The sequence below is a fragment of the Pseudoalteromonas sp. ABV4_021 genome (assembly GCF_056159365.1).
Map to the genome: position 1 here is coordinate 992,767 of NZ_JBSWVB010000001.1, position 18,646 is coordinate 1,011,412.

Consider the following 18,646-nt stretch of genomic DNA (forward strand, 5'->3'; position numbering starts at 1 on the left):
AAGTATTTCGCTTAAGACATAAAAAACCGACTTAATTGTCGGTTTTTTATGTGCGAAATAGATTGTCTTTGAGTTTAGTTACTCATTGCTTCCATTTGTAAATTAGCCCATTGCAATGCATCGTGGTATGCAGTTGGAATATCATCTGCATTTAAGTTCAGTTTGGTATGAATTTCATTGGCTTCTTGCCATTTTGCTTGTTCATATGCTTCAACCAAGCCAAGGTAGTCTGCTAAACGGCCTTCACGCTTTAGAATCGCAAGTTTAATTTCTTCAGAGAGCGGTAACTTCTCTAAAATGGCGTCCATAGACTGATCTAAAATACCGTCAATAAGCGACAACATGCCAGTTAAAAACGCTTTAGATGATTCTTGGAACTGACCGGATTGTTCAGATAGTTGCTCAGCAAACTTAGCGCGTGTTAAGCAAAGGCGCATTAGTTCTGGTGGCTTGTCTGAAGCAACCTGTGCGGTAAATAGTACTGATAAGAAACGTTTTAACTCTTCTACACCTAGTACAACCAACGCTTGTTTAATTGTGCTGATTTCTGCGCGGCGCTTAAATGCCGCAGAATTCGAATAACGCAATAACTTATACGATAAGTTTACATCACGCTCAAATACTTCGGTTACTTTCTTTAAGTCCATATCTGGGCTTGATGTTTGGTAAAGTAATTCAGCTAATGTCATTTCGTTTGGCGCTAGCGCACGGCTTTGTACCACTTCAGGTTTAGCAAAGAAGAATCCTTGGAAGTAATCAAATCCAAGTTCCATTGCTTTTTCAAATTGCTCAGGTGTTTCTACTTTTTCTGCGAGGAATTTGATGCTTGGGAAGTCTTTGGTTTGATCAATGATTTCTTGTATTTGCTCAAGCGAGGTGTCGAGCCAGTCAATTTTGATAATATCGACGAAGGGGTAGAAGTGACGCCATACGGGGGCATGTTTGTAGTCGTCTAACGCAATCGTATAGCCCATTTCTTTGAGTTCTTTTACGGCGGCTAAGAGGCGTTTTCCCGGTTGTACAGTTTCAAGTATTTCAACAACCACTTCTTTTGTCTCAAGGGTTTTTGCATACCCTTTAAGTAGCGTCTCAAGAGTGAAATTGATAAACGCAGGCTTATCGCCTGTCATATCCTCTAAACCAAGGCTTAATTGGCTACCTTCAATTAAACGTGATGTTGCTTCGTCTTCGTTTATATTAGGAAATACATTTTCTAAACTGTCTCTGAAAAGTAGTTCGTAGCCAATTAGCTTCTTTTCTCGGTTTAGAATAGGCTGTCTCGCTGCATAAAAATACATAAAAGCAGAGGTCCTGTATGTTGTCTTTAGAATTTTTTATGACTTGAATATAGGATAATTGAGTGTGCATTTCACCTGTTTTTGGTTATTTTTTCCTAGGTGAACAAATTTGACGCACTATCAGTTGCATTAATCGCAAGAAATAAACAAATCAAAGTAATGTTTTGATATAGTGAAATATTATGACAGCTCGCATTTGATGTGAAAATGCGAATAAAGTACTAAGTTTAGTACCTAGGAGAGATAACTTGGAATTTGGCACAATTTTTTCGTTAGCCTTATATTTTATCGTGATGTTAGGCATTGGTTTTTATGCTTATAAAAAGTCAACGAGCGACGTATCAGGCTATATGCTAGGTGGTAGAAATTTAAGCCCAAGTGTAACGGCATTATCGGCGGGCGCATCTGATATGAGTGGCTGGATGTTAATGGGTCTGCCAGGTGCAATGTACTTGTCGGGACTTAGTAGTGCATGGATCGGCATTGGTTTGATTATTGGTGCGTATCTTAACTATCTGATTGTTGCACCGCGTTTGCGTAGCTATACCGAATTGGCAAATGACTCAATTACGCTTCCTGACTTTTTCGAAAACCGATTTAACGATGATAAGCGCGTGCTACGCGTTATCTCATCCATTGTAATTATTGTATTTTTTACACTTTACACCTCATCTGGTGTGGTTGCAGGCGGCAAACTGTTTGAATCAAGTTTTGGCTTAAGCTACGAGTTAGGTTTGTATCTCACTGCTGGTGTCGTTGTTGTGTACACTTTATTTGGTGGATTTTTGGCGGTTAGTCTGACTGACTTTGTACAAGGTTGCATTATGTTTTTAGCCTTAGTGTTAGTGCCGTTTGTGGTACTAAGTGAAGTTGGCGGATTATCTAATGCGGTAGCAACGGTAGAACAAATTAACCCAGATTTACTCAGTTTTGCGTCAGGTGTTTCCGTACTGGGTGTTATTTCTGCGATGGCATGGGGTTTAGGCTATTTTGGACAGCCACATATTATTGTGCGTTTTATGGCCATTCGCTCAGTTAAAGATTTACCGACTGCACGTCGTATTGGCATGAGTTGGATGATTGTGTCGCTAATCGGTGCATTAGCGACAGGGTTTGTTGGAGTTGTGTATGTCAACCAAACGGGTACTGAATTAAAAGATGCTGAAACCATCTTTATTTTATTATCGCAAGTGTTGTTTCACCCATTAATTGCAGGCTTTTTATTAGCGGCAATTCTAGCTGCGATTATGAGTACGATTTCATCACAGTTGTTGGTAACGTCTAGCTCGCTTACAGAAGACATTTACAAAGCGTTCTTTAATCAACAAGCGTCACAAAAAACCTTAGTAACGGTTGGCCGTATTTCAGTGCTTGCTGTAGCGCTGCTTGCGATCTTTCTTGCTTACGATCGTAATAGTTCAATTTTAAGTTTAGTAAGTAATGCATGGGCTGGTTTCGGCGCGGCATTTGGTCCGGTTGTTATCTTAAGCTTGTATTGGTCGCGTATGACTAAGCAGGGTGCGCTTGCGGGTATTATTTCGGGTGCGGTGACAGTATTACTGTGGATTTATTTACCAATTAGTGTAAATGGTGATAGCTTAAGTAGCTTAATGTACGAAATCGTACCTGGCTTTATTATTGCAACGGTGGCGATTGTGACTGTCAGTCGTCTTACTGACGAACCAAGTGACGAGCAAGTAGCTTTATTTAATAAGGCAAAAAGCCACAGTTAATCGGTAAAATAAACTCGAATGTGAATAGGGAAAGTAGCAAATGAAACACACAATATGGCACAGTTTGCTTTTGAGTTTATTCTTGTTTTTCGGCGTTGCGTTAGCGCAGCCGAAAAACGAAGTAACGGTTAAAGATTTACTTGAACAAGAAGAGGTTGAGCAAACTCATTCACAAAGCAAGCCACTCAAAACGTTTATTGGTTGGGATGTGCTCAGTCGCGAAACACCGCGCAGCAGTATGCAAGGGTTTTTAAGTGCCGCACGTCAATCAGATTATGAACAGGCTGCAAATTACCTCGACTTTCGCAATTTACCATTTAAGGTAGAAGAAACACATAAAGCTGAAATTGCTCGCCAATTACATGTCAGTTTAGATCGTGCGCTGTGGGTTGATATTGATGGCTTGTCGAACGATCCATTGGGCACCTTGCCTGAAAATGTACCTGATTACCGCGACTTAGTTGGCACCATAGATACGCCCGAAGGCAAAGTTGCAGTGTTGCTACAACGAGTCCCGTTTAACGATAATCGCATTTGGAAAATCTCTAATGCGACGGTGGCAAAAGCCCCGTTACTCGATAAGTACTACGGCTACAGTGAGTTAGGTGAATGGCTATCGATGAATTTGCCAAGTAATCGCTTTATGGGAGTGATGTTATGGCAATGGCTTTATTTTTCGGTAACCTTGCTGCTTTATGTGGTGCTTGCCTTAGTGGGCTTTTGGCTTTTAATCCGTATTACCCGTTTTGCCAATCTCAAAGTCGCTCATTATTTACAGTTTCTCTTTGGCCCATTAAGTTTTTTGACTGCCACGATTTTAGCGCGCAATTACGCAGATACCTCGAATGTAACTTTTGCGGTAAAAGCCGTTGCTGAAGCCTCGACATTGTCTATTTTGGCGTGGTTGTGGTTTTTATGGCGCATTGCCGATTTGTTCAAACAAAAATATTCAGAAAAACTGATTGCGCAGGGAAAAGATCATGCAACCTACTTACTAAGGCCTGCGGGAAATGTCGTTAAGTCATTATTGGTGATTGCAGCTGCTTTAATTTGGCTTGAGAATTTGGGCTTCAGTGCTACTACCATTATGGCTGGTTTAGGAATTGGTGGTTTGGCTGTTGCACTTGCGGCACAAAAGTCGGTAGAGAACTTGATTGGGGCTATCACGCTCTATTCATCCACGCCCGTTAAAGTGGGGAACTTATGCCGTATTGGCCAGTTTATTGGCACAGTTGAAGAGATTGGCTTACGCGCCACTCGCGTGCGTACTATTGAACGTACAGTGGTGTACATTGCCAACGCTAAGTTTATTGATATGGAAATTGAAAACTTTTCGGAACGTGAAAAAATGGCGTTTCGCCCTAAGTTATTGCTTGCGATGCCAGAGTCAAACAGCCAGTTGGAGCAGTTTAATGTGGCGCTAAAGGCCTTGTTAGATAATCACGAGCTGATAGATGAAAATCCGTGTCGTGTTTATTTTAAAGGGTTTAGCCCGTTTGCCGTTGAATTGTACGTGCTGTCGTATATTGCTACCACAAACTTCGAAACTTACTTGCAAGTTAGTGATGAAATTCACTTTCAAATTATGGCATTGTTGCATCAACACCAACTTACTTTGGCATCACCGGAGTTACTCTCAGCATAGAAATGTAAATTCCATGTAACTACTGTGCGGCCATTTGTCCTTTCTTTAAATGTACTTTTTTAGAGTATTTTGCAAAAAATGCTGCTAAAAGATGCAAAAAAGTGCATTTAAACTATATTTCATATTCGATCTGTTGAAACTTTTCAAGGATATATGTCCTTTTTAAACGGTGGCAATTTGTATTATTTTTGCCGCAAATGGATACGGGTGTAAACAACATGTTAACCGAAAGGCTGGCTGTTGCGGCGATGTTCAACCCGCAGTATTAAGTACTCGTATTGATGGGTCCGCGTTAAACACGTGTAAAGTTGAACTTCGCCATTCACTTTAAAAGGATACAAGCATGATTATGACTGTCTCAAGACAACTGAGTTCAGCTAATCAAACGTTTTATTTTGAGTGCACAAGGTTTTAAACCACCATGAAATATCTACAAAAGTCAAAGCTAGCTAAATTAATTCAAGGCTCGTTATTCTCATCATTAGTTTTATCAGGTGCAGCGGTTGCACAGGGTGAAGAAGCAGGAGCTGAATCTGCACAATTAGAAGTAATTCAAGTAACTGCTCGTAAACGTGTTGAGAACGCGCAAGAAGTGCCTGTTGCGGTTTCTGCACTGCAAGGCGATAACCTAGACGCATACAGTTCTGCTGGTATGGATATCCGCTTTATGAACGCGAAAATCCCAAGCTTATCAGTTGAATCTTCTTTTGGTCGTACTTTCCCTCGTTTTTACGTACGCGGTTTAGGTAACACCGATTTCGATCTGAATGCATCACAGCCAGTATCGTTAGTGGTAGACGACGTTGTACAAGAAAGCCCAATTTTAAAAGGTTTTCCGGTATTTGATGTTGAGCGTGTAGAAGTACTTCGTGGTCCTCAAGGTACATTGTTCGGCCGTAACACGCCTGCAGGTCTTGTAAAGTTTGACTCAGTTAAGCCGTCGCAAGAATTTGAAGGTTACGGTGCATTATCTTACAGCACATTTAATTCAGTCGATTTTGAAGGTGCGGTAGGCGGTGGTTTAACCGATAACCTTTCAGCACGTGTTTCAGTACTTAAGCAAACGCGCGACGATTATATTGATAACCGTGCGCCAAATAACTTCATCAATGATGTAACCGGTGGTTACGATGAGCAAGCGGCACGTATTCAATTTTTATATGAAGCTGGTGATTTTACTGCGTTACTAAATTACCACACGCGTGATTTAGATGGTAAGCCAATTGTTTTCCATGCAAATGCAATTGAAAAAGGCACAAATAAGCCAGTTGCAGGTTTTGATCCTGAAGTGATTTACCAAGATTCAGTGCAATTTGCCACACAGCAAGTTGAGTCACAAGGTTCAAGCCTTAAGCTAGAGTATGATTTTGAAGACCACACGCTAACGTCAATCACTGGTTGGGAAAGCGCTGAGATTTACTCACGTGCAGACGTTGATGGTGGTTATGGTTGTGGTAACGACTTTGTATTTGGTTGTCCAACACCTGAAATGGGCCCAGGTTTCATTTTCCTTGCTTCAGAAAGTGCTGACGCAATCCCATCACACGACCAAATCTCACAAGAAATTCGTTTAGCAAGTAACTTTGCTGGCGATTTTAATTACCAAGTGGGTGCGTACTACTACAATGAAGAGCAAACAATTGAAACCTTTGGTTTTGATGGTTTAGGTGGCGACTTTAACTGGGGTTATGTATTCCAAGAGCAAGATACAACAGCTTGGGCTGTATTTGCTTCAGCAGATTACCACGTTTCAGATAAGTTAAAAGTGAGCGGTGGTCTTCGTTATTCAGATGACAAGCGTGATTTTAGAGCGGTGCGTCTGGTAACTCCGGGTGATTTCAACAATATCGACCTAGAAAAATCTGCTAACCCAGAAGATTCACACGTGTCATGGGACTTAAGTGCAGCTTATAAGCTTACTGATGATGTAAACCTATTCGCACGTGCAGCAAACAGCTTCCGTGCACCAAGTGTTCAAGGTCGTATCTTATTTGGTGACGAAGTAACTGTAGCTGACTCTGAAACTATCAACTCAATTGAGTTTGGTGTTAAGTCAGATGTATTAGATGGCCGTGGCCGTGTAAATGCGACAACATATTACTTCCAAATGGATGACCAGCAAGTAACTGCAGTAGGTGGTTCTGCAAACTTTAACCGTTTACTTAACGCTGATAAAACAGTTGGTTACGGTCTAGAGTTAGATTCAGAGTGGATTTTAACTGATGAGCTATTCGCTACATTCAACATCAGCTACAACAAAACTGAATTACAAGACAACTCACTGTTCTTGCAAGGCTGTTTTAACTGTACAATTACAGACCCATTTGTTGAAGGTAAAGGCTATAGCTTAGACGGCAACAGCTTACCACATTCACCAGAGTGGATTTCTAACTTCACACTACGCTACAGCAAAGAAATTGGCGACGGTGAGTTCTTCGCATACACTGATTGGTCTTACCGCAGTGCAATTGACTTCTTCTTATATGAGTCAGTTGAATTTGAAGGCGAAGCATTACTAGAAGGCGGTATTCGCTCAGGTTACCTATGGGAAGCTGGCGACAACGAATACGAAGTATCTGCATTTGTTAGAAATATTACTGATGAGCAAGTATTCATTGGTGGTGTAGATTTCTCAAACAATGCCGCTATGGTAAACCAACCTCGTATTATGGGTGTTGAGTTTAAGGTGTCATTTTTCTAAGCACCTATTTATTTAGATTTCATAGCAGAAAGCCCATCAGTTGATGGGCTTTTTTTCGTTTTGAGATTGATAAAAAACACCATGAGAGGTTTTGTTAGGTATTGGACCGTGGAAAATATTTTTTTCTGATGCATTATCCTCTTCGGTTATGTACACCACCCAATAGTGACCATGACTTGTGCTTGGTAAATAAATGTGTGCAGCTCCGATAAGTGTTTGTTTTCGATAAAATGCATTGCGTGCTAAAAGGTGATCTGCATGAGAAGTCGATTCTTTAAAACTTTTCCAAACTACTTCAGGCGATTTTTGTCCGCCTGCTAATGCTTCTACTTGATTGGCATTACCAATACCATAATAAATGGGCAGTTCAACACCTTGATCACGTAACCTACCATTAGCTCGCCCATGAAAAACGAATTCGGTTTCGGCCATTTCAGCTACTTTCTCAATAGCTGCGGTAACTAGTCTCTTGTCACATCTCAATTTGGTACGTTGCTGTTCGTGGTCACTTATAATGAGATCGACTAAGTGCTGAGAGTATTTATCGCTGGCGCATTGAGTATTGTATTCATTCGCATAAATCGAAGTTGTAATTAGAGTTGCATTAAAAATTAATGCTTTACAAATCGGGCGCATTTAGTATTTTCCAATCTGAAGTAAGAGGGTGATTAATGCCCACCGCCAAATACGCGCTACTGATTTTATTTTGCTTATGAAGTTGCTTAAGCCCTTTATTTAATACGTCTGCAATATGTTGATAATTAGGGAATTGAGTTGATATTGCGAAATGACGGCTATCCCACAGTACTGCTTTTACATTTGGAATAGGCGTTAACTGTTCAAAGCTTAAATCATTGTCATTTATGCGAAAATGCAGCAAGGTAAAATCGGCAATTTCACTTTTAACAAGGCGCTTCATATTAGGAAATGATTCGATATGTGCCAGCTTGATTGGGTTTAACTGATTAATTGCCTGCCAGTCAGCACTCCAAAAGCGATTTGAAATTGCGGTTAAGCGCGACACATCGTCTTTGTTTTGCGCCTTTAATGCGCGCTCGTTATTTACTGACGTATATAAGCCAACGTCGTATTCACCATTGCGAATAACCGCTTGGCTCGAGCGTAATGTATTGGGATGACTTGTAATATCAGAAAGCCATAGCGTGTCGGCACTTAGTGCGTATTTTCCGCTTTTGAGTAGTTCGATATTTCGGCCATATACTGAATTATCAAAATATACTAAACGACACTGGCATTTGCCTAAGTGCAGTGCTTGATTGAGTAGAATCACATCAACTAAATCGCGCCCTTGAGGTAAATTTGAAAAATCTGAGATAGCCAGAATATCGGTCTGTTTACTTAAGCGTTGTAAGTGTAGTTTGACGTCCTCAGCAATTAAAACGGGTACATCAATAAGTTCTTTAGATTCAGCATTAGATTGAACGCTAAACCCGAATATCAGCAATAAAACTACTTTTTGCAACCACATACTTCCTACACTAAATTGCTTGTTTATTTGATATACAAACAGTTTACGCATATTTATTCAAGCTTTATGCAGTTGGATTTTACATACTTTATGTTTATTTCGGACACCCAAACTAGGTTAATCTAGCTTTACTAATGAAAGATGGTATTTATTTCATATAACGTTAAATTGAAGTCAGTATAAATAACCGTTAGCAGCATATTAGTTATCCATATCTGAGGTGAAATATGCTACAGTCAGCGCGCGTTAACTAGAGGAAAATATTATGTCTGCATTTTGGAATTATCGTGTTATTGAGTGCCCAAGTGATGAAGGTACACTGTTTCAAGTACATGTTGTTGAATACAATATTAATGGTAAAGCAGTTAATTGGTCTGAAACGGCTGAAGGTTCGTTTGGTACGAGCTTAACGGGCTTAGCAGAAGATATTGAGCGTCAAAAGCAGGCTTTAGAAAAGCCAGTGCTCACGGTAAAACGCTTAGCGCGTGGTTATGAATTGGTAGAAGTGGAAAGTGGTGACGTAGCAAATTCGCCAGTACCAGAGTCACTACAAGAGCAAGGTTAAGGCAATGCCATTAAGTGCAATTTATTTTGACTTAGATGGTACCTTGGTTGATTCCGAGCATTTGCATGCCGTTAGTTGGAACAAAGTACTTGCGATGTTTGATTTACATTTTAGTGAGTCTGAGTTTTGCCAGCAGTTTGCTGGTAAACCAACGCTAGAAGCCGCTAAAGTGTTGGTTGAAGAGCATCAGCTGGGTTTATCCGCATCGGCATTAGCAAAGAAGAAACACACTGTATTCGCTGAGATATCTAAATTGCAGTTACCCGCATTGTTACCGGGTGCGAAAGCGTTGCTAGCGTGGTGTCGCGAGCAGGGACTAAAGGTTGCGTTAGTGACCGGGAGTGCGAAAGAAGAGGCGCATTCTATTTTGACAGGACACGATCTTGCAAAGTATTTTGATGTGATTTTCACACGTGATGATGTTGAACAGCCAAAACCGCATCCAGAGCCTTATTTAAGGGCAATCGCACATTTTTCATTAACAGCAAGTTCAGGACTTGCGGTTGAAGATACTGTGACTGGCTCTAGCAGTGCCAAATCAGCCGAACTATACACTGTTGTGGTGCCTAATAAATACAGCCTAAGCGCTGATTTTTCACACGCTGATAGTCGCTGTTCATCGCTTTTTGATGTTCAAGCACTTATCGCCAGCAAACTTTAAAATTTAAAGTACACTTTAAAGAGCCGTTGAATTTTCAAGGAGGAAAAAATGGCTCTTAAAATTTCTCTATTCTTAATCTTATCACTTATTACATCTGCTGCTGATTGTGTCGAAGTGCAGCTTGCTAAATCCTATCAACAACAGCCCATTAATGATTACCTAGTGAGCGAGAAGCTTGATGGCGTGCGTGCAATATGGAAAAACAACCAGCTTGTGACCCGAAATGGTAACGTTATTCATGCGCCAACTTGGTTTACTGAACATTGGCCGCGTGAGTGGCTTGATGGTGAATTGTGGAGTCGCCATGGTGATTTTGAGTTTATTGCTAGCACGGTACTGGATACCAAGGCAAATCATCAAGCATGGCGTAAAATAAGGTTTTATGTATTTGATATGCCGAATCACAGCCAAGCATTTCACCAGCGCTACTTGAATTACAAAACATTGATAGAAGCAACGCCTTCTGACTACTTGACGGCAATTGAACAGCGTCAATTTACTACTCATCAGGAGTTGGATGCCTACTACCAAGCTCGAATAAAACAGGGTGCCGAGGGCATTATGCTGCATGCAAAAGCCGCTCAGTTCAGCGATGGCCGTAGTGATAATTTACTCAAGCTTAAGCCGTATCAAGATGCCGAGGCTAAGGTGGTTGGTTACAGTCCGGGTAAAGGAAAATACCATGGGTTAGTTGGTGCTTTGATTGTTGAGCTTCCAAACGGTCAACAAATCAAGCTAGGCAGTGGTTTGTCAGATATTATGAGAAACACACCACCTGAGATAGGGACAATAGTGACATATCGTTACAATGGCTTGACGAAATACGGCAAGCCTCGTTTTGCACGGTTTCTACGTGTTAGGCACTCTGAGTGATTTAATCGAGGCGATCGGCCAAATAATTATGATAATCAGGAATAGTGCGGTCGATTTGCTCCGACATCATCTGACTGGCTATCAACATATCTGCTGTTGCCTCGTTACAAGCAACGGGGATATTCCAGACGGCAGCCAATCTCAAAAGTGCTTTTACGTCAGGGTCGTGTGGCTGGGAAGCTAAGGGATCCCAAAAGAAGATAAGCAGGTTCACTTCATGTTCGGCGATTTTAGCGCCAAGTTGTTGGTCGCCGCCCATAGGGCCGCTTAAAAGCTTTTCAACCGCCAACCCAGTGGTTTTTTCTATTAAGTGGCCGGTAGTACCTGTACCGTATAAATTGTGTTGGCTGAGTACATCTTGGTGTTTCTGACACCACAGAGTTAGCGCTGATTTCTTACCATCGTGGGCAACAAGCGCAATGCTTTTTTTGGCGGGGATTGCAGTGGTAATTTGTTCCATGTTTTCACACTTTAAAATACTTCGAACACCAAGCGTAACCCCAATACGATAAAAATACTACCGGCAATGCGATCAATCCATTGCTGCGCACTCGGGTGATGTTTAAAGTAACCTGCAATCTTGTTCCCGCTTTTTACGTACAATACATCAATAGGGAAAGCCAAAATTGGGTAAAGCAAGCCAAAAATTAGCAACTGTAACCATACTGGTGTGCTTAGCGAACTGTCGGCGAATTGCGGAATAAAGGCTAAAAAGAAGAGCGCGACTTTGGGGTTAAAAATCTCGGTCAGCATGGCTTGTACAAAGATGTTTTTTTCTTTTTTATTTGTAAGTTCGCAGTGAATAATTTCTGGTTTTCGTAAGCTATCAATAATGCTGGTGACACCTAAGTACACAAGGTAAAGCGCACCTATTATCAGAACGGTTTGATACGCCACTTGAGACGTTTTTAATATAACACTGAGGCCAGCGACCGCTAATATTGTGTGTATTACGCCCGCGGTGGCAAAGCCAAATGCTGTTTGCATGCCAGCAGCTTTGCCTTTAGCAAATGTTTGCGCTATTAGAAACGCGTTTGATGGCCCCGGTGACACCGCAAGTAAAAAGCTTAAGGTGATAAATGACAGCAGCGATTCAAAGTTAATCATTAATTGATGTCTCTAGTTGTAAGACGGTTTTACCGCGCTTTGATAGCGTTTTAGCGTTAATAAAAAAGGCAACACACTGAGTAAGTGCAGCGCAATAATAAATGGAATCGCAAGCGGTAGGTATTGGGTTAAGCTGACGATTAACCCCGAGCCACTCATTTGCATCATGCCAAGTAAAGCCGATGCTTTGCCTGCTTGCTTTTTAAAAGGCCCTAGTGCGTTACCTGCAGCAGCGCCCATAGCGAACGAATAGCCCATGGAGCCGACAAAAATTGCACACATAAAGCTGCTAACATTTGTAAACGTAAATTGAAATAGTAAAACCAAACATGCAGCGCTGACCATCAGCAACAAACCACATAACAAGGCGAGTGATGTAGAGCGCTTGATCAATTGCGGTGCCGTGAAACTGGCGATAATACTCACTGTGGCATTAATGCTAAACCAGAGCGTGAACTCTTGCTCGGTTAGTCCTTGTTGATTAATTAAATAGTTAGGCGCCTGTGCAACAAATGCCAAAATAGCGCCCATAGCCAGCATGCAAATTGTGGCATTAAACAAAAACGTTGGGTGTGAAATTATTTGCCAATAAGACAGTTTTTCTTCAGTTTGTTGCTGAGTTGTAATAGCAGGGCGTTTAGGAATTGCAATCAACAACACGATAAATCCGATTGCGGCAAATGCGGCTAAAAAGTAAAAGTTGCTCTGCCAGCCAAATTGCAAGGTTAGCCAAGCGCCTAAAATAGGAGCTAATGCAGGAATAAAGCAGACAATACCATTTAAGTATGAAATTACTTGGGCACTTTTGTTGGCATTGTAATTATCTCTCACTAACGCAAATGTGCTAACAAATGTTGCCGCTGCTCCAACACCTTGAATGATACGGGCGATAATTAGCAAGGTGACGCTATCGGAAAACGCCGCAAGTACTGAGCCAACAAAGTAAGCAAAAACGCCAAATATAGCCACTTTCTGGCGGCCGAAACGGTCGCTTAATGGGCCAAGTAAGAGCTGTCCAAAGCCTACACATAACATGTAAACGGTAATGCTTGATTGAATATTGGTAATTGACGTATCGAGTTTGTCAGCCATCTGAGGCATGGCTGGTAGGTAAAGGTCGATTGCCATTGGGCAAAAGATGACAAGCAGAACGAGGGCGAGTTTTAGCATAATCTCACTACAATTATCAGGGGCGGTGAATTGTATACGTTATGCTTAGAAGATCCAAGCCTTAAGCGTTGGCTTAAGGCTTGTGGTTAGCGCTTGGTTACTAACAGGTTTGTTATTCAGTAATAATATGCGCTGATTGGATAATGAGTTGTTGTTTTGGCTTACCAAAGCGTGTCGCGTTTTCGTTAAACAGATCTAACACTGCTTCATCGCTTACTAGCTTACCAAACACGGTATGTTTGCCATCTAGGTGCGGAGTTGCGCGAAAGGTAATAAAAAACTGGCTACCGTCGGTATTTGGACCGGCATTGGCCATGCTCAATAAGCCTTTTTGATCATGCGATACTAAAGGTTCAAATTCACCGCCGTAACGATATCCTGGGAAACCTTGTCCATTGCCAAGTGGATCACCACCTTGCGCCATAAAATCGCTAATAACACGATGAAACGTCAGTGAATCGTAAAAGCCAAGCTTGGTTAAATAAATCGTACTTGAGGCATGCATAGGCGCTGTTTTATGAAGCAGTTCAAACTTCATTTCGCCTAAGCTTGTTTTAAGTACCCAGTAATAGGTTGTGTCTTGTGCAAATTCAAGTTTTGGCGGCAGCGTTAATTTGGTGCGCCATTTCTCGTCTTGCTTGTCGACTTTTTGTTCGCTAATAAATTGCTCAACTTGCTTTACAGCAGGATCTTGAAACCAACATGCAGATAAAATAGCGGCTGATGTAAGCGCGAGTAGGGTATTACGTAATAAAGTCATTTAGGCTGTCTTCTTTTCATTTTTTGGTGCTTTTTCTTCAGTATTTGTGACAACAGGCTTTGCTGCTTGTGTCATAGAGCCTTGAATTGAAGCACCTTCTTGAATGCTAATAGTGTCGTGAAAAATATCGCCAACTACATTTGCCGACTGCTCTAGTACCACTTTTTTAGCCTTAATCGTGCCTTTAACGGTACCTTTTACAATTACTTCTTGCGCGTTTATATCGCCTTCTACGCGGCCGTCATTGCCGATAGTTAGGCTTTGTACATTCACTTCGCCAATGATGCAACCTTCTAACTGAATTGTACCTGAGTTGTTAATTGTCCCGGAGATTTCAACGTCTGATGAGATAATAGAAGGAAACGAATTTTTTTTCTTATTGGAGAACATTCTCAAATGCCTTAGTTAATTTTAACGGGTTAATATGTTTTTCATTGTGTAAAATTTCATAATGTAAATGGGTGCCTGTACTGCGTCCTGAGTTACCCATTAACCCGATAACTTGGTCCTTTTGTACTTCTTGTCCACGTTTTACGTTAATTTTAGCTAAATGCCCGTAGCGTGTTACGAATCCATTCTTATGTTCAATTTCGATAAATTTACCATAGCCGCCATTGCGACCTGCACGTTTTACTGTGCCATGTGCTGGGGCAAAAATTTCAGTTTTGTGCCAGCCAGCTAAATCAACGCCGCGGTGCATTGCTCTGCGCTTGGTAACAGGGTCGGTACGTAGGCCATAGCTACTTGAAACATAAAATGCTTTAGCCGGCAAACTGGTCGGTAGTAATTCAAGGTTACCGCTTAGTTGATTAAGTACTACAATTTTATCTAATAGCGCTTGCTGATCTTTACTCAGTACAGACGCATCAACCGCATTAAATGGACCACCTTGAGCTGTTTCATCTAACTCTTTGTTAATTAAGGTTGTGTGGTCAACTCCAGCTTTTTCCAACGCTTTTAATAGGCTTTCAGTACGGCCATCGACAACTTGAGCAAGGGTAGTAAACTGAGTATCAAGCAGTTGGTTTTCACGCGCGATGTCATTTTCAATGGTTTCTTCGCTAGTGCTGTCATCTTGCGTGTCAGATTCACTGTCGCTTTCAGCCTTAGGCTCAGGTTTGATATCTTGTTTTTTATCTTGCGCTTTTTTTGTTGCGTCAGCTTCTTCTGGCTTTGTTTCGGTGTCAGATGTTTTCGCTTGTTGCTCTGGCTGAGCTGTTGGGCTTTCTTTTTGTGTGGCGTCTTGTTGCGCTTGAAATTCTTCTTGCTGCGCTTCAGGTAATGACTCAAGCATATTGGTCATTAGTTGCGATTTTTCATCAATTTGAGAAATGCGACTTGAAAGTTCGCTGTGTTTTTCACGATAGGATAGGTGTAGCGCATCAAGTTCAGATTGTTTTTGCTCAATGACTTGCTGTTGTTCGGTGATCACGCCATTTAGCTCAACGTATTGATAGCTACCCGCACCAGCAATAACGCACACAGCAAGACCTACGAAAAATAGCGTTACTTGCAGCCAGCTTGGCAAAGTAAGGTATTTTACGTCACCGTTTTGGCGGATCAGTAACTGTCTATCTGGAAAAAGTGCTTTTAACATTATGAAAACCGACGTAGTTAAATATACTGCCTTTGATTATTATTAATTAGCAGGCAAGTTAACCGGTACAAGATACCAACATACTGCAAAAAATCCAGAAAAATTTTTGAAATACGACTTAAGAGGGAGTATTAGGTGGCAATTTGCTTGCCACCTAAAAAGGGCAGGAGGTTACTTGGCTGGTAATACTGTGCCTTCAACGCGACCAAAGCCAATGCGATTAAAGCCGTCGGCTTCACACCAACCACGCATAATCACTTTATCGCCATCTTCCAAGAACTTACGTTCTTCGCCATTGTTCAGTTTAATACTTTCTTTACCACCACGAGATAGTTCAAGCATTGAACCTGCTTCTTCATGTTCAGGGCCTGACTGAGTACCTGAACCTAGCATGTCGCCTGGAATAAAGTTACAGCCATTTACTGTGTGGTGTGTCACCATTTGCGCTACTGTCCAGTAACTGTGTTTGAAGCTCGACTCAGAAAGCTTGCTTGGTGCAGCACCGTCAGCACGCATTTTTTCAGATTCAAGTAACACATCCATCTGAATATCGAATGCGCCAGCTTCACGGTTGTGTGAAGACTCAAGGTAGTCAAGCGGCTGTGGATCGTTTTTATCACGGTGCCACTGTGTACGATAAGGCGCTAATGCTTCAGTAGTCACAATCCAAGGCGATACAGTCGATGCGAAGTTTTTCGCAAGGAATGGTCCTAGCGGTTGATATTCCCACGCTTGTAAATCACGTGCAGACCAGTCATTAAATAAACAGAAACCAAATACATGATCTTCTGCATCTTGAATGCTAATTGCATCGCCTAACTCGTTGCCTTTACCAAGGTAGATACCTAGCTCAAGCTCATAGTCTATACGTTTTGCAGGACCAAATGACGGTACGTCTGCATCAGGCGCTTTAGTTTGGCCTTTTGGACGAGGGAAGCTTTGACCTGATACGCCAATTGATGATGCGCGACCGTGATAGCCGATTGGCACCCATTTGTAGTTAGGTAAAAGCGGGTTATCAGGGCGGAATAAGCTACCTACGGCTGTTGCGTGGTAAATTGATGTGTAGAAATCGGTGTAGTCGCCAATATGACATGGAAGTGCATATTCAACGTCATCTTGCGCTACCAGTGCAGATTCAAGTGCACTTTGCTGCTCTGAGCCTTCACGGAGTGCTTTTGAAAGCGCTAAACGTAGAGCAGACCAATGTGCCTTACCCATGCCCATAAATTCGTTGAGTGCAGGTGCGTTGGCAGCAATTACAGCTTCTTGAGCAATGCCTGAGAAAATGCCCGCATCTGAAACTATGGCTAAATCTAATACTTGGTCACCGATTGCGACACCACCGCGAAATTCTTCTGACGATCCTTTACGACGGAAAGAAGCAAATGGCAGGTTTTGGATTGGGAAGTCATTGCCAGCAACGTTTGCGCTGTTTACCCAGCTTTTTAAATTAATATCGTGCGTTTCATTGATAAAAGACATGGTCTTTCCTTTTGCTTTTATTGGCTTAGGCTAAATATGGCGATTGAATTAATAAATTCAAGTTTGAAAACATGTTAGCCTTGAAATAGCAAAAGCAGCTTGGCCAAAAAAGACGAAAGCTGCTTTTTATGTTGTTAGCTTATCTTAACTTAGATAACACCACGGCGCTCTTGGTCACGCTCGATTGATTCGAACAATGCTTGGAAGTTACCTTCCCCGAAGCCACCATCGTCAACACGTTGGATCATTTCGATAAAGATTGGGCCAAATAGGTTTTTAGTGAAGATTTGCAGTAAGTAACAATCTTCGCTTTGGCTGTCTACCAGAATTTGGTGCTCTCTGATTTTATCTTTGTCTTCTTTAACCCAAGGAACACGGTCAAAAATAGTGTCGTAGTAATGATCTACGATATCTAAAGTTGCAATGTTTGTTTGGTCTAGCTTATCTAGTGAGCCCACTAAGTCGTTAGTTAAAAACGCTAAGTGTTGAACACCTGGGCCATTGTATTCATCTAGATATTCATCAATTTGGTTGTTGTTATCATCTTTACCTTCATTGATTGGAATCGAGAATGTGCCACATGGTGACTTAAGTGCGTAAGACAGTAGTGCCGTTTTCTGACCTTTAATGTCGAAGTAACGTACTTCTTCAAAACCAAATACGTTTTTGTAGAAGTTCGCCCATGTTTCCATAGTGCCTTTGTAAACATTGTTAGTAAGGTGGTCGATGCGAAGGAAGCCTTTGTCTTCAACAATATTTTGCTCAGCTAAGTCTTCAAAGTCATTTGCATAGATAGAGCCTTTATCACCAAATACATCGATGAAGTAAATTAGGCTGTCACCAATACCGTAAATTGCTGGGTATGGTAAATCTTTATTAGCCGCATCTGTTGCAGGCTTTGCACCGCGCTCAACAGCAACATCAAATGCTTTTTGTGCATCAGCTACACGCCAGCCCATTGAACAAATTGCAGGGCCGTGTGATTTAGCAAATTCAGCTGAAAAACCATCACGCTCATTGTTTAGTAAAAAATGAATATCATGTTGGTTGTAGTAGGTGATGTCTTTACCTTTAAACTTTTTCAGTTTTGAAAAACCAAAGTCTGCAAAGATCTTGTCCATATAATCAGCATCTGGTGTCGCATATTCAGTAAATTCGATACCTAATAAACCGAGTGGGTTATTTACTTGAGTCATTTTTTGTCCCCTAAAGAGTGAGAGATGGCTTATTACGTTTCGAGTGGCCAACTCTTTAAACACGAATTGGCTAGATAATTATGCAAAAGTTGTAAAAGAAAAAGAGCTGAGGTGATTTTGCTAGGGGTGGCTTTTTGTAAACTTTTAAATACAAAAAAGGCAATATTTAGCTGTTTCTTTTAATGCGATTTATTAGTGCATAAAAAACAGCCTATTTTGCACGAGTAAAATTTTGATTTCTGCGGTGTGAATGGTGAGTAGATAAAAACAGGCGAAAATGTAGCACTGTTAATGGCGTGTGATTTTTACTCATTTTTGTGCAGTTTTATTTACAATTTTGAGAAAGCGACGCGTACGCACAAAAAA

General features: G+C 41.3%; 17 protein-coding genes. 6 read left to right on the forward strand and 11 right to left on the reverse strand.

The annotated features are described in order from the left end of the window. Positions 1-74: 74 nt before the first annotated feature. Complete coding sequence (locus ACXAFE_RS04710; RefSeq protein ID WP_475149305.1) at positions 75-1,298, reverse strand: EAL and HDOD domain-containing protein; 1,224 nt, start codon at positions 1,296-1,298, stop codon at positions 75-77. 248 nt (positions 1,299-1,546) lie between these two features. Here ACXAFE_RS04710 and putP point away from each other — a divergent pair, with 248 nt between their 5' ends. The 3 genes from putP (at position 1,547) to ACXAFE_RS04725 (ending at position 7,377) form a co-directional block, all read left to right on the forward strand. Further along, a complete protein-coding gene (gene putP, locus ACXAFE_RS04715; RefSeq protein WP_475149309.1) occupies positions 1,547-3,031 on the forward strand; it encodes a sodium/proline symporter PutP in 1,485 nt (494 codons plus the stop codon). 40 nt (positions 3,032-3,071) lie between these two features. Next, positions 3,072-4,676 carry a mechanosensitive ion channel family protein gene (locus ACXAFE_RS04720; RefSeq protein WP_475149312.1) on the forward strand — a complete coding sequence of 535 codons (1,605 nt, stop codon included), beginning with the start codon at positions 3,072-3,074 and terminating at the stop codon, positions 4,674-4,676. A gap of 421 nt (positions 4,677-5,097) precedes the next feature. Next, positions 5,098-7,377, forward strand: a complete 2,280-nt coding sequence (locus tag ACXAFE_RS04725) for a TonB-dependent receptor (RefSeq protein WP_010560543.1) — start codon at positions 5,098-5,100, stop codon at positions 7,375-7,377. 36 nt (positions 7,378-7,413) lie between these two features. Here ACXAFE_RS04725 and ACXAFE_RS04730 read toward each other — a convergent pair whose 3' ends face one another. Together ACXAFE_RS04730 and ACXAFE_RS04735 are read right to left on the reverse strand one after the other, a co-directional pair. Beyond that, positions 7,414-8,013, reverse strand: coding sequence for a CAP domain-containing protein (locus ACXAFE_RS04730; protein ID WP_475149315.1), 600 nt, complete (start codon positions 8,011-8,013; stop codon positions 7,414-7,416). Beyond that, complete coding sequence (locus tag ACXAFE_RS04735; protein ID WP_475149319.1) at positions 7,997-8,860, reverse strand: hypothetical protein; 864 nt, start codon at positions 8,858-8,860, stop codon at positions 7,997-7,999. The genes ACXAFE_RS04730 and ACXAFE_RS04735 overlap by 17 nt, the downstream gene beginning before the upstream one ends. Before the next feature lie 271 nt (positions 8,861-9,131). Here ACXAFE_RS04735 and ACXAFE_RS04740 point away from each other — a divergent pair, with 271 nt between their 5' ends. The 3 genes from ACXAFE_RS04740 to ACXAFE_RS04750 are packed head-to-tail and all read left to right on the forward strand — an operon-like array spanning position 9,132 to position 10,965. Further along, positions 9,132-9,431, forward strand: a complete 300-nt coding sequence (locus ACXAFE_RS04740) for a hypothetical protein (RefSeq protein ID WP_054978341.1) — start codon at positions 9,132-9,134, stop codon at positions 9,429-9,431. Positions 9,432-9,435: 4 nt separating this feature from the next. Continuing rightward, positions 9,436-10,092 (forward strand): HAD family hydrolase, encoded by a 657-nt coding sequence (locus ACXAFE_RS04745; protein ID WP_475149322.1) that lies wholly within the window; start codon positions 9,436-9,438, stop codon positions 10,090-10,092. A 48-nt stretch (positions 10,093-10,140) separates the two neighbouring features. Continuing rightward, a complete protein-coding gene (locus ACXAFE_RS04750; protein ID WP_475149325.1) occupies positions 10,141-10,965 on the forward strand; it encodes a DNA ligase in 825 nt (274 codons plus the stop codon). Between the two features lies 1 nt (position 10,966). Here ACXAFE_RS04750 and ACXAFE_RS04755 read toward each other — a convergent pair whose 3' ends face one another. The 8 genes from ACXAFE_RS04755 to hppD form a co-directional block, all read right to left on the reverse strand. Continuing rightward, a complete protein-coding gene (locus tag ACXAFE_RS04755) occupies positions 10,967-11,425 on the reverse strand; it encodes a methylglyoxal synthase (protein WP_475149329.1) in 459 nt (152 codons plus the stop codon). 11 nt (positions 11,426-11,436) lie between these two features. Continuing rightward, positions 11,437-12,072, reverse strand: a complete 636-nt coding sequence (locus ACXAFE_RS04760) for a LysE family translocator (RefSeq protein ID WP_475149332.1) — start codon at positions 12,070-12,072, stop codon at positions 11,437-11,439. 12 nt (positions 12,073-12,084) lie between these two features. After that, positions 12,085-13,242: a multidrug effflux MFS transporter gene (locus tag ACXAFE_RS04765; RefSeq protein WP_475149336.1), complete on the reverse strand. Its 1,158-nt coding sequence runs from the start codon at positions 13,240-13,242 to the stop codon at positions 12,085-12,087. A 112-nt stretch (positions 13,243-13,354) separates the two neighbouring features. Then, positions 13,355-14,002 carry a peptidylprolyl isomerase gene (locus ACXAFE_RS04770; RefSeq protein WP_475149339.1) on the reverse strand — a complete coding sequence of 216 codons (648 nt, stop codon included), beginning with the start codon at positions 14,000-14,002 and terminating at the stop codon, positions 13,355-13,357. Next, positions 14,003-14,392: a bactofilin family protein gene (locus ACXAFE_RS04775; RefSeq protein WP_475149343.1), complete on the reverse strand. Its 390-nt coding sequence runs from the start codon at positions 14,390-14,392 to the stop codon at positions 14,003-14,005. After that, the gene (locus ACXAFE_RS04780; protein WP_475149347.1) at positions 14,379-15,599 is read right to left on the reverse strand and encodes a peptidoglycan DD-metalloendopeptidase family protein; all 1,221 of its coding nucleotides are present in this window, start codon (positions 15,597-15,599) and stop codon (positions 14,379-14,381) included. The genes ACXAFE_RS04775 and ACXAFE_RS04780 overlap by 14 nt, the downstream gene beginning before the upstream one ends. Before the next feature lie 171 nt (positions 15,600-15,770). Further along, positions 15,771-17,084, reverse strand: coding sequence for a fumarylacetoacetase (gene fahA, locus ACXAFE_RS04785; protein ID WP_475149350.1), 1,314 nt, complete (start codon positions 17,082-17,084; stop codon positions 15,771-15,773). Between the two features lie 149 nt (positions 17,085-17,233). Further along, positions 17,234-18,280, reverse strand: coding sequence for a 4-hydroxyphenylpyruvate dioxygenase (hppD, locus tag ACXAFE_RS04790; RefSeq protein WP_475149353.1), 1,047 nt, complete (start codon positions 18,278-18,280; stop codon positions 17,234-17,236). Positions 18,281-18,646 lie beyond the last annotated feature (366 nt).

Coding starts and splice junctions, on each gene's coding strand:
- ACXAFE_RS04710 (WP_475149305.1), bottom strand. CDS start 1,298: ATGTATTTTTATGCAGCGAGACAGCCTATTCTAAACCGAGAAAAGAAG.
- ACXAFE_RS04720 (WP_475149312.1), top strand. CDS start 3,072: ATGAAACACACAATATGGCACAGTTTGCTTTTGAGTTTATTCTTGTTT.
- ACXAFE_RS04725 (WP_010560543.1), top strand. CDS start 5,098: ATGAAATATCTACAAAAGTCAAAGCTAGCTAAATTAATTCAAGGCTCG.
- ACXAFE_RS04730 (WP_475149315.1), bottom strand. CDS start 8,013: ATGCGCCCGATTTGTAAAGCATTAATTTTTAATGCAACTCTAATTACA.
- ACXAFE_RS04740 (WP_054978341.1), top strand. CDS start 9,132: ATGTCTGCATTTTGGAATTATCGTGTTATTGAGTGCCCAAGTGATGAA.
- ACXAFE_RS04745 (WP_475149322.1), top strand. CDS start 9,436: ATGCCATTAAGTGCAATTTATTTTGACTTAGATGGTACCTTGGTTGAT.
- ACXAFE_RS04750 (WP_475149325.1), top strand. CDS start 10,141: ATGGCTCTTAAAATTTCTCTATTCTTAATCTTATCACTTATTACATCT.
- ACXAFE_RS04755 (WP_475149329.1), bottom strand. CDS start 11,425: ATGGAACAAATTACCACTGCAATCCCCGCCAAAAAAAGCATTGCGCTT.
- ACXAFE_RS04760 (WP_475149332.1), bottom strand. CDS start 12,072: ATGATTAACTTTGAATCGCTGCTGTCATTTATCACCTTAAGCTTTTTA.
- ACXAFE_RS04765 (WP_475149336.1), bottom strand. CDS start 13,242: ATGCTAAAACTCGCCCTCGTTCTGCTTGTCATCTTTTGCCCAATGGCA.
- ACXAFE_RS04770 (WP_475149339.1), bottom strand. CDS start 14,002: ATGACTTTATTACGTAATACCCTACTCGCGCTTACATCAGCCGCTATT.
- ACXAFE_RS04775 (WP_475149343.1), bottom strand. CDS start 14,392: ATGTTCTCCAATAAGAAAAAAAATTCGTTTCCTTCTATTATCTCATCA.
- ACXAFE_RS04780 (WP_475149347.1), bottom strand. CDS start 15,599: ATGTTAAAAGCACTTTTTCCAGATAGACAGTTACTGATCCGCCAAAAC.
- fahA (WP_475149350.1), bottom strand. CDS start 17,084: ATGTCTTTTATCAATGAAACGCACGATATTAATTTAAAAAGCTGGGTA.
- hppD (WP_475149353.1), bottom strand. CDS start 18,280: ATGACTCAAGTAAATAACCCACTCGGTTTATTAGGTATCGAATTTACT.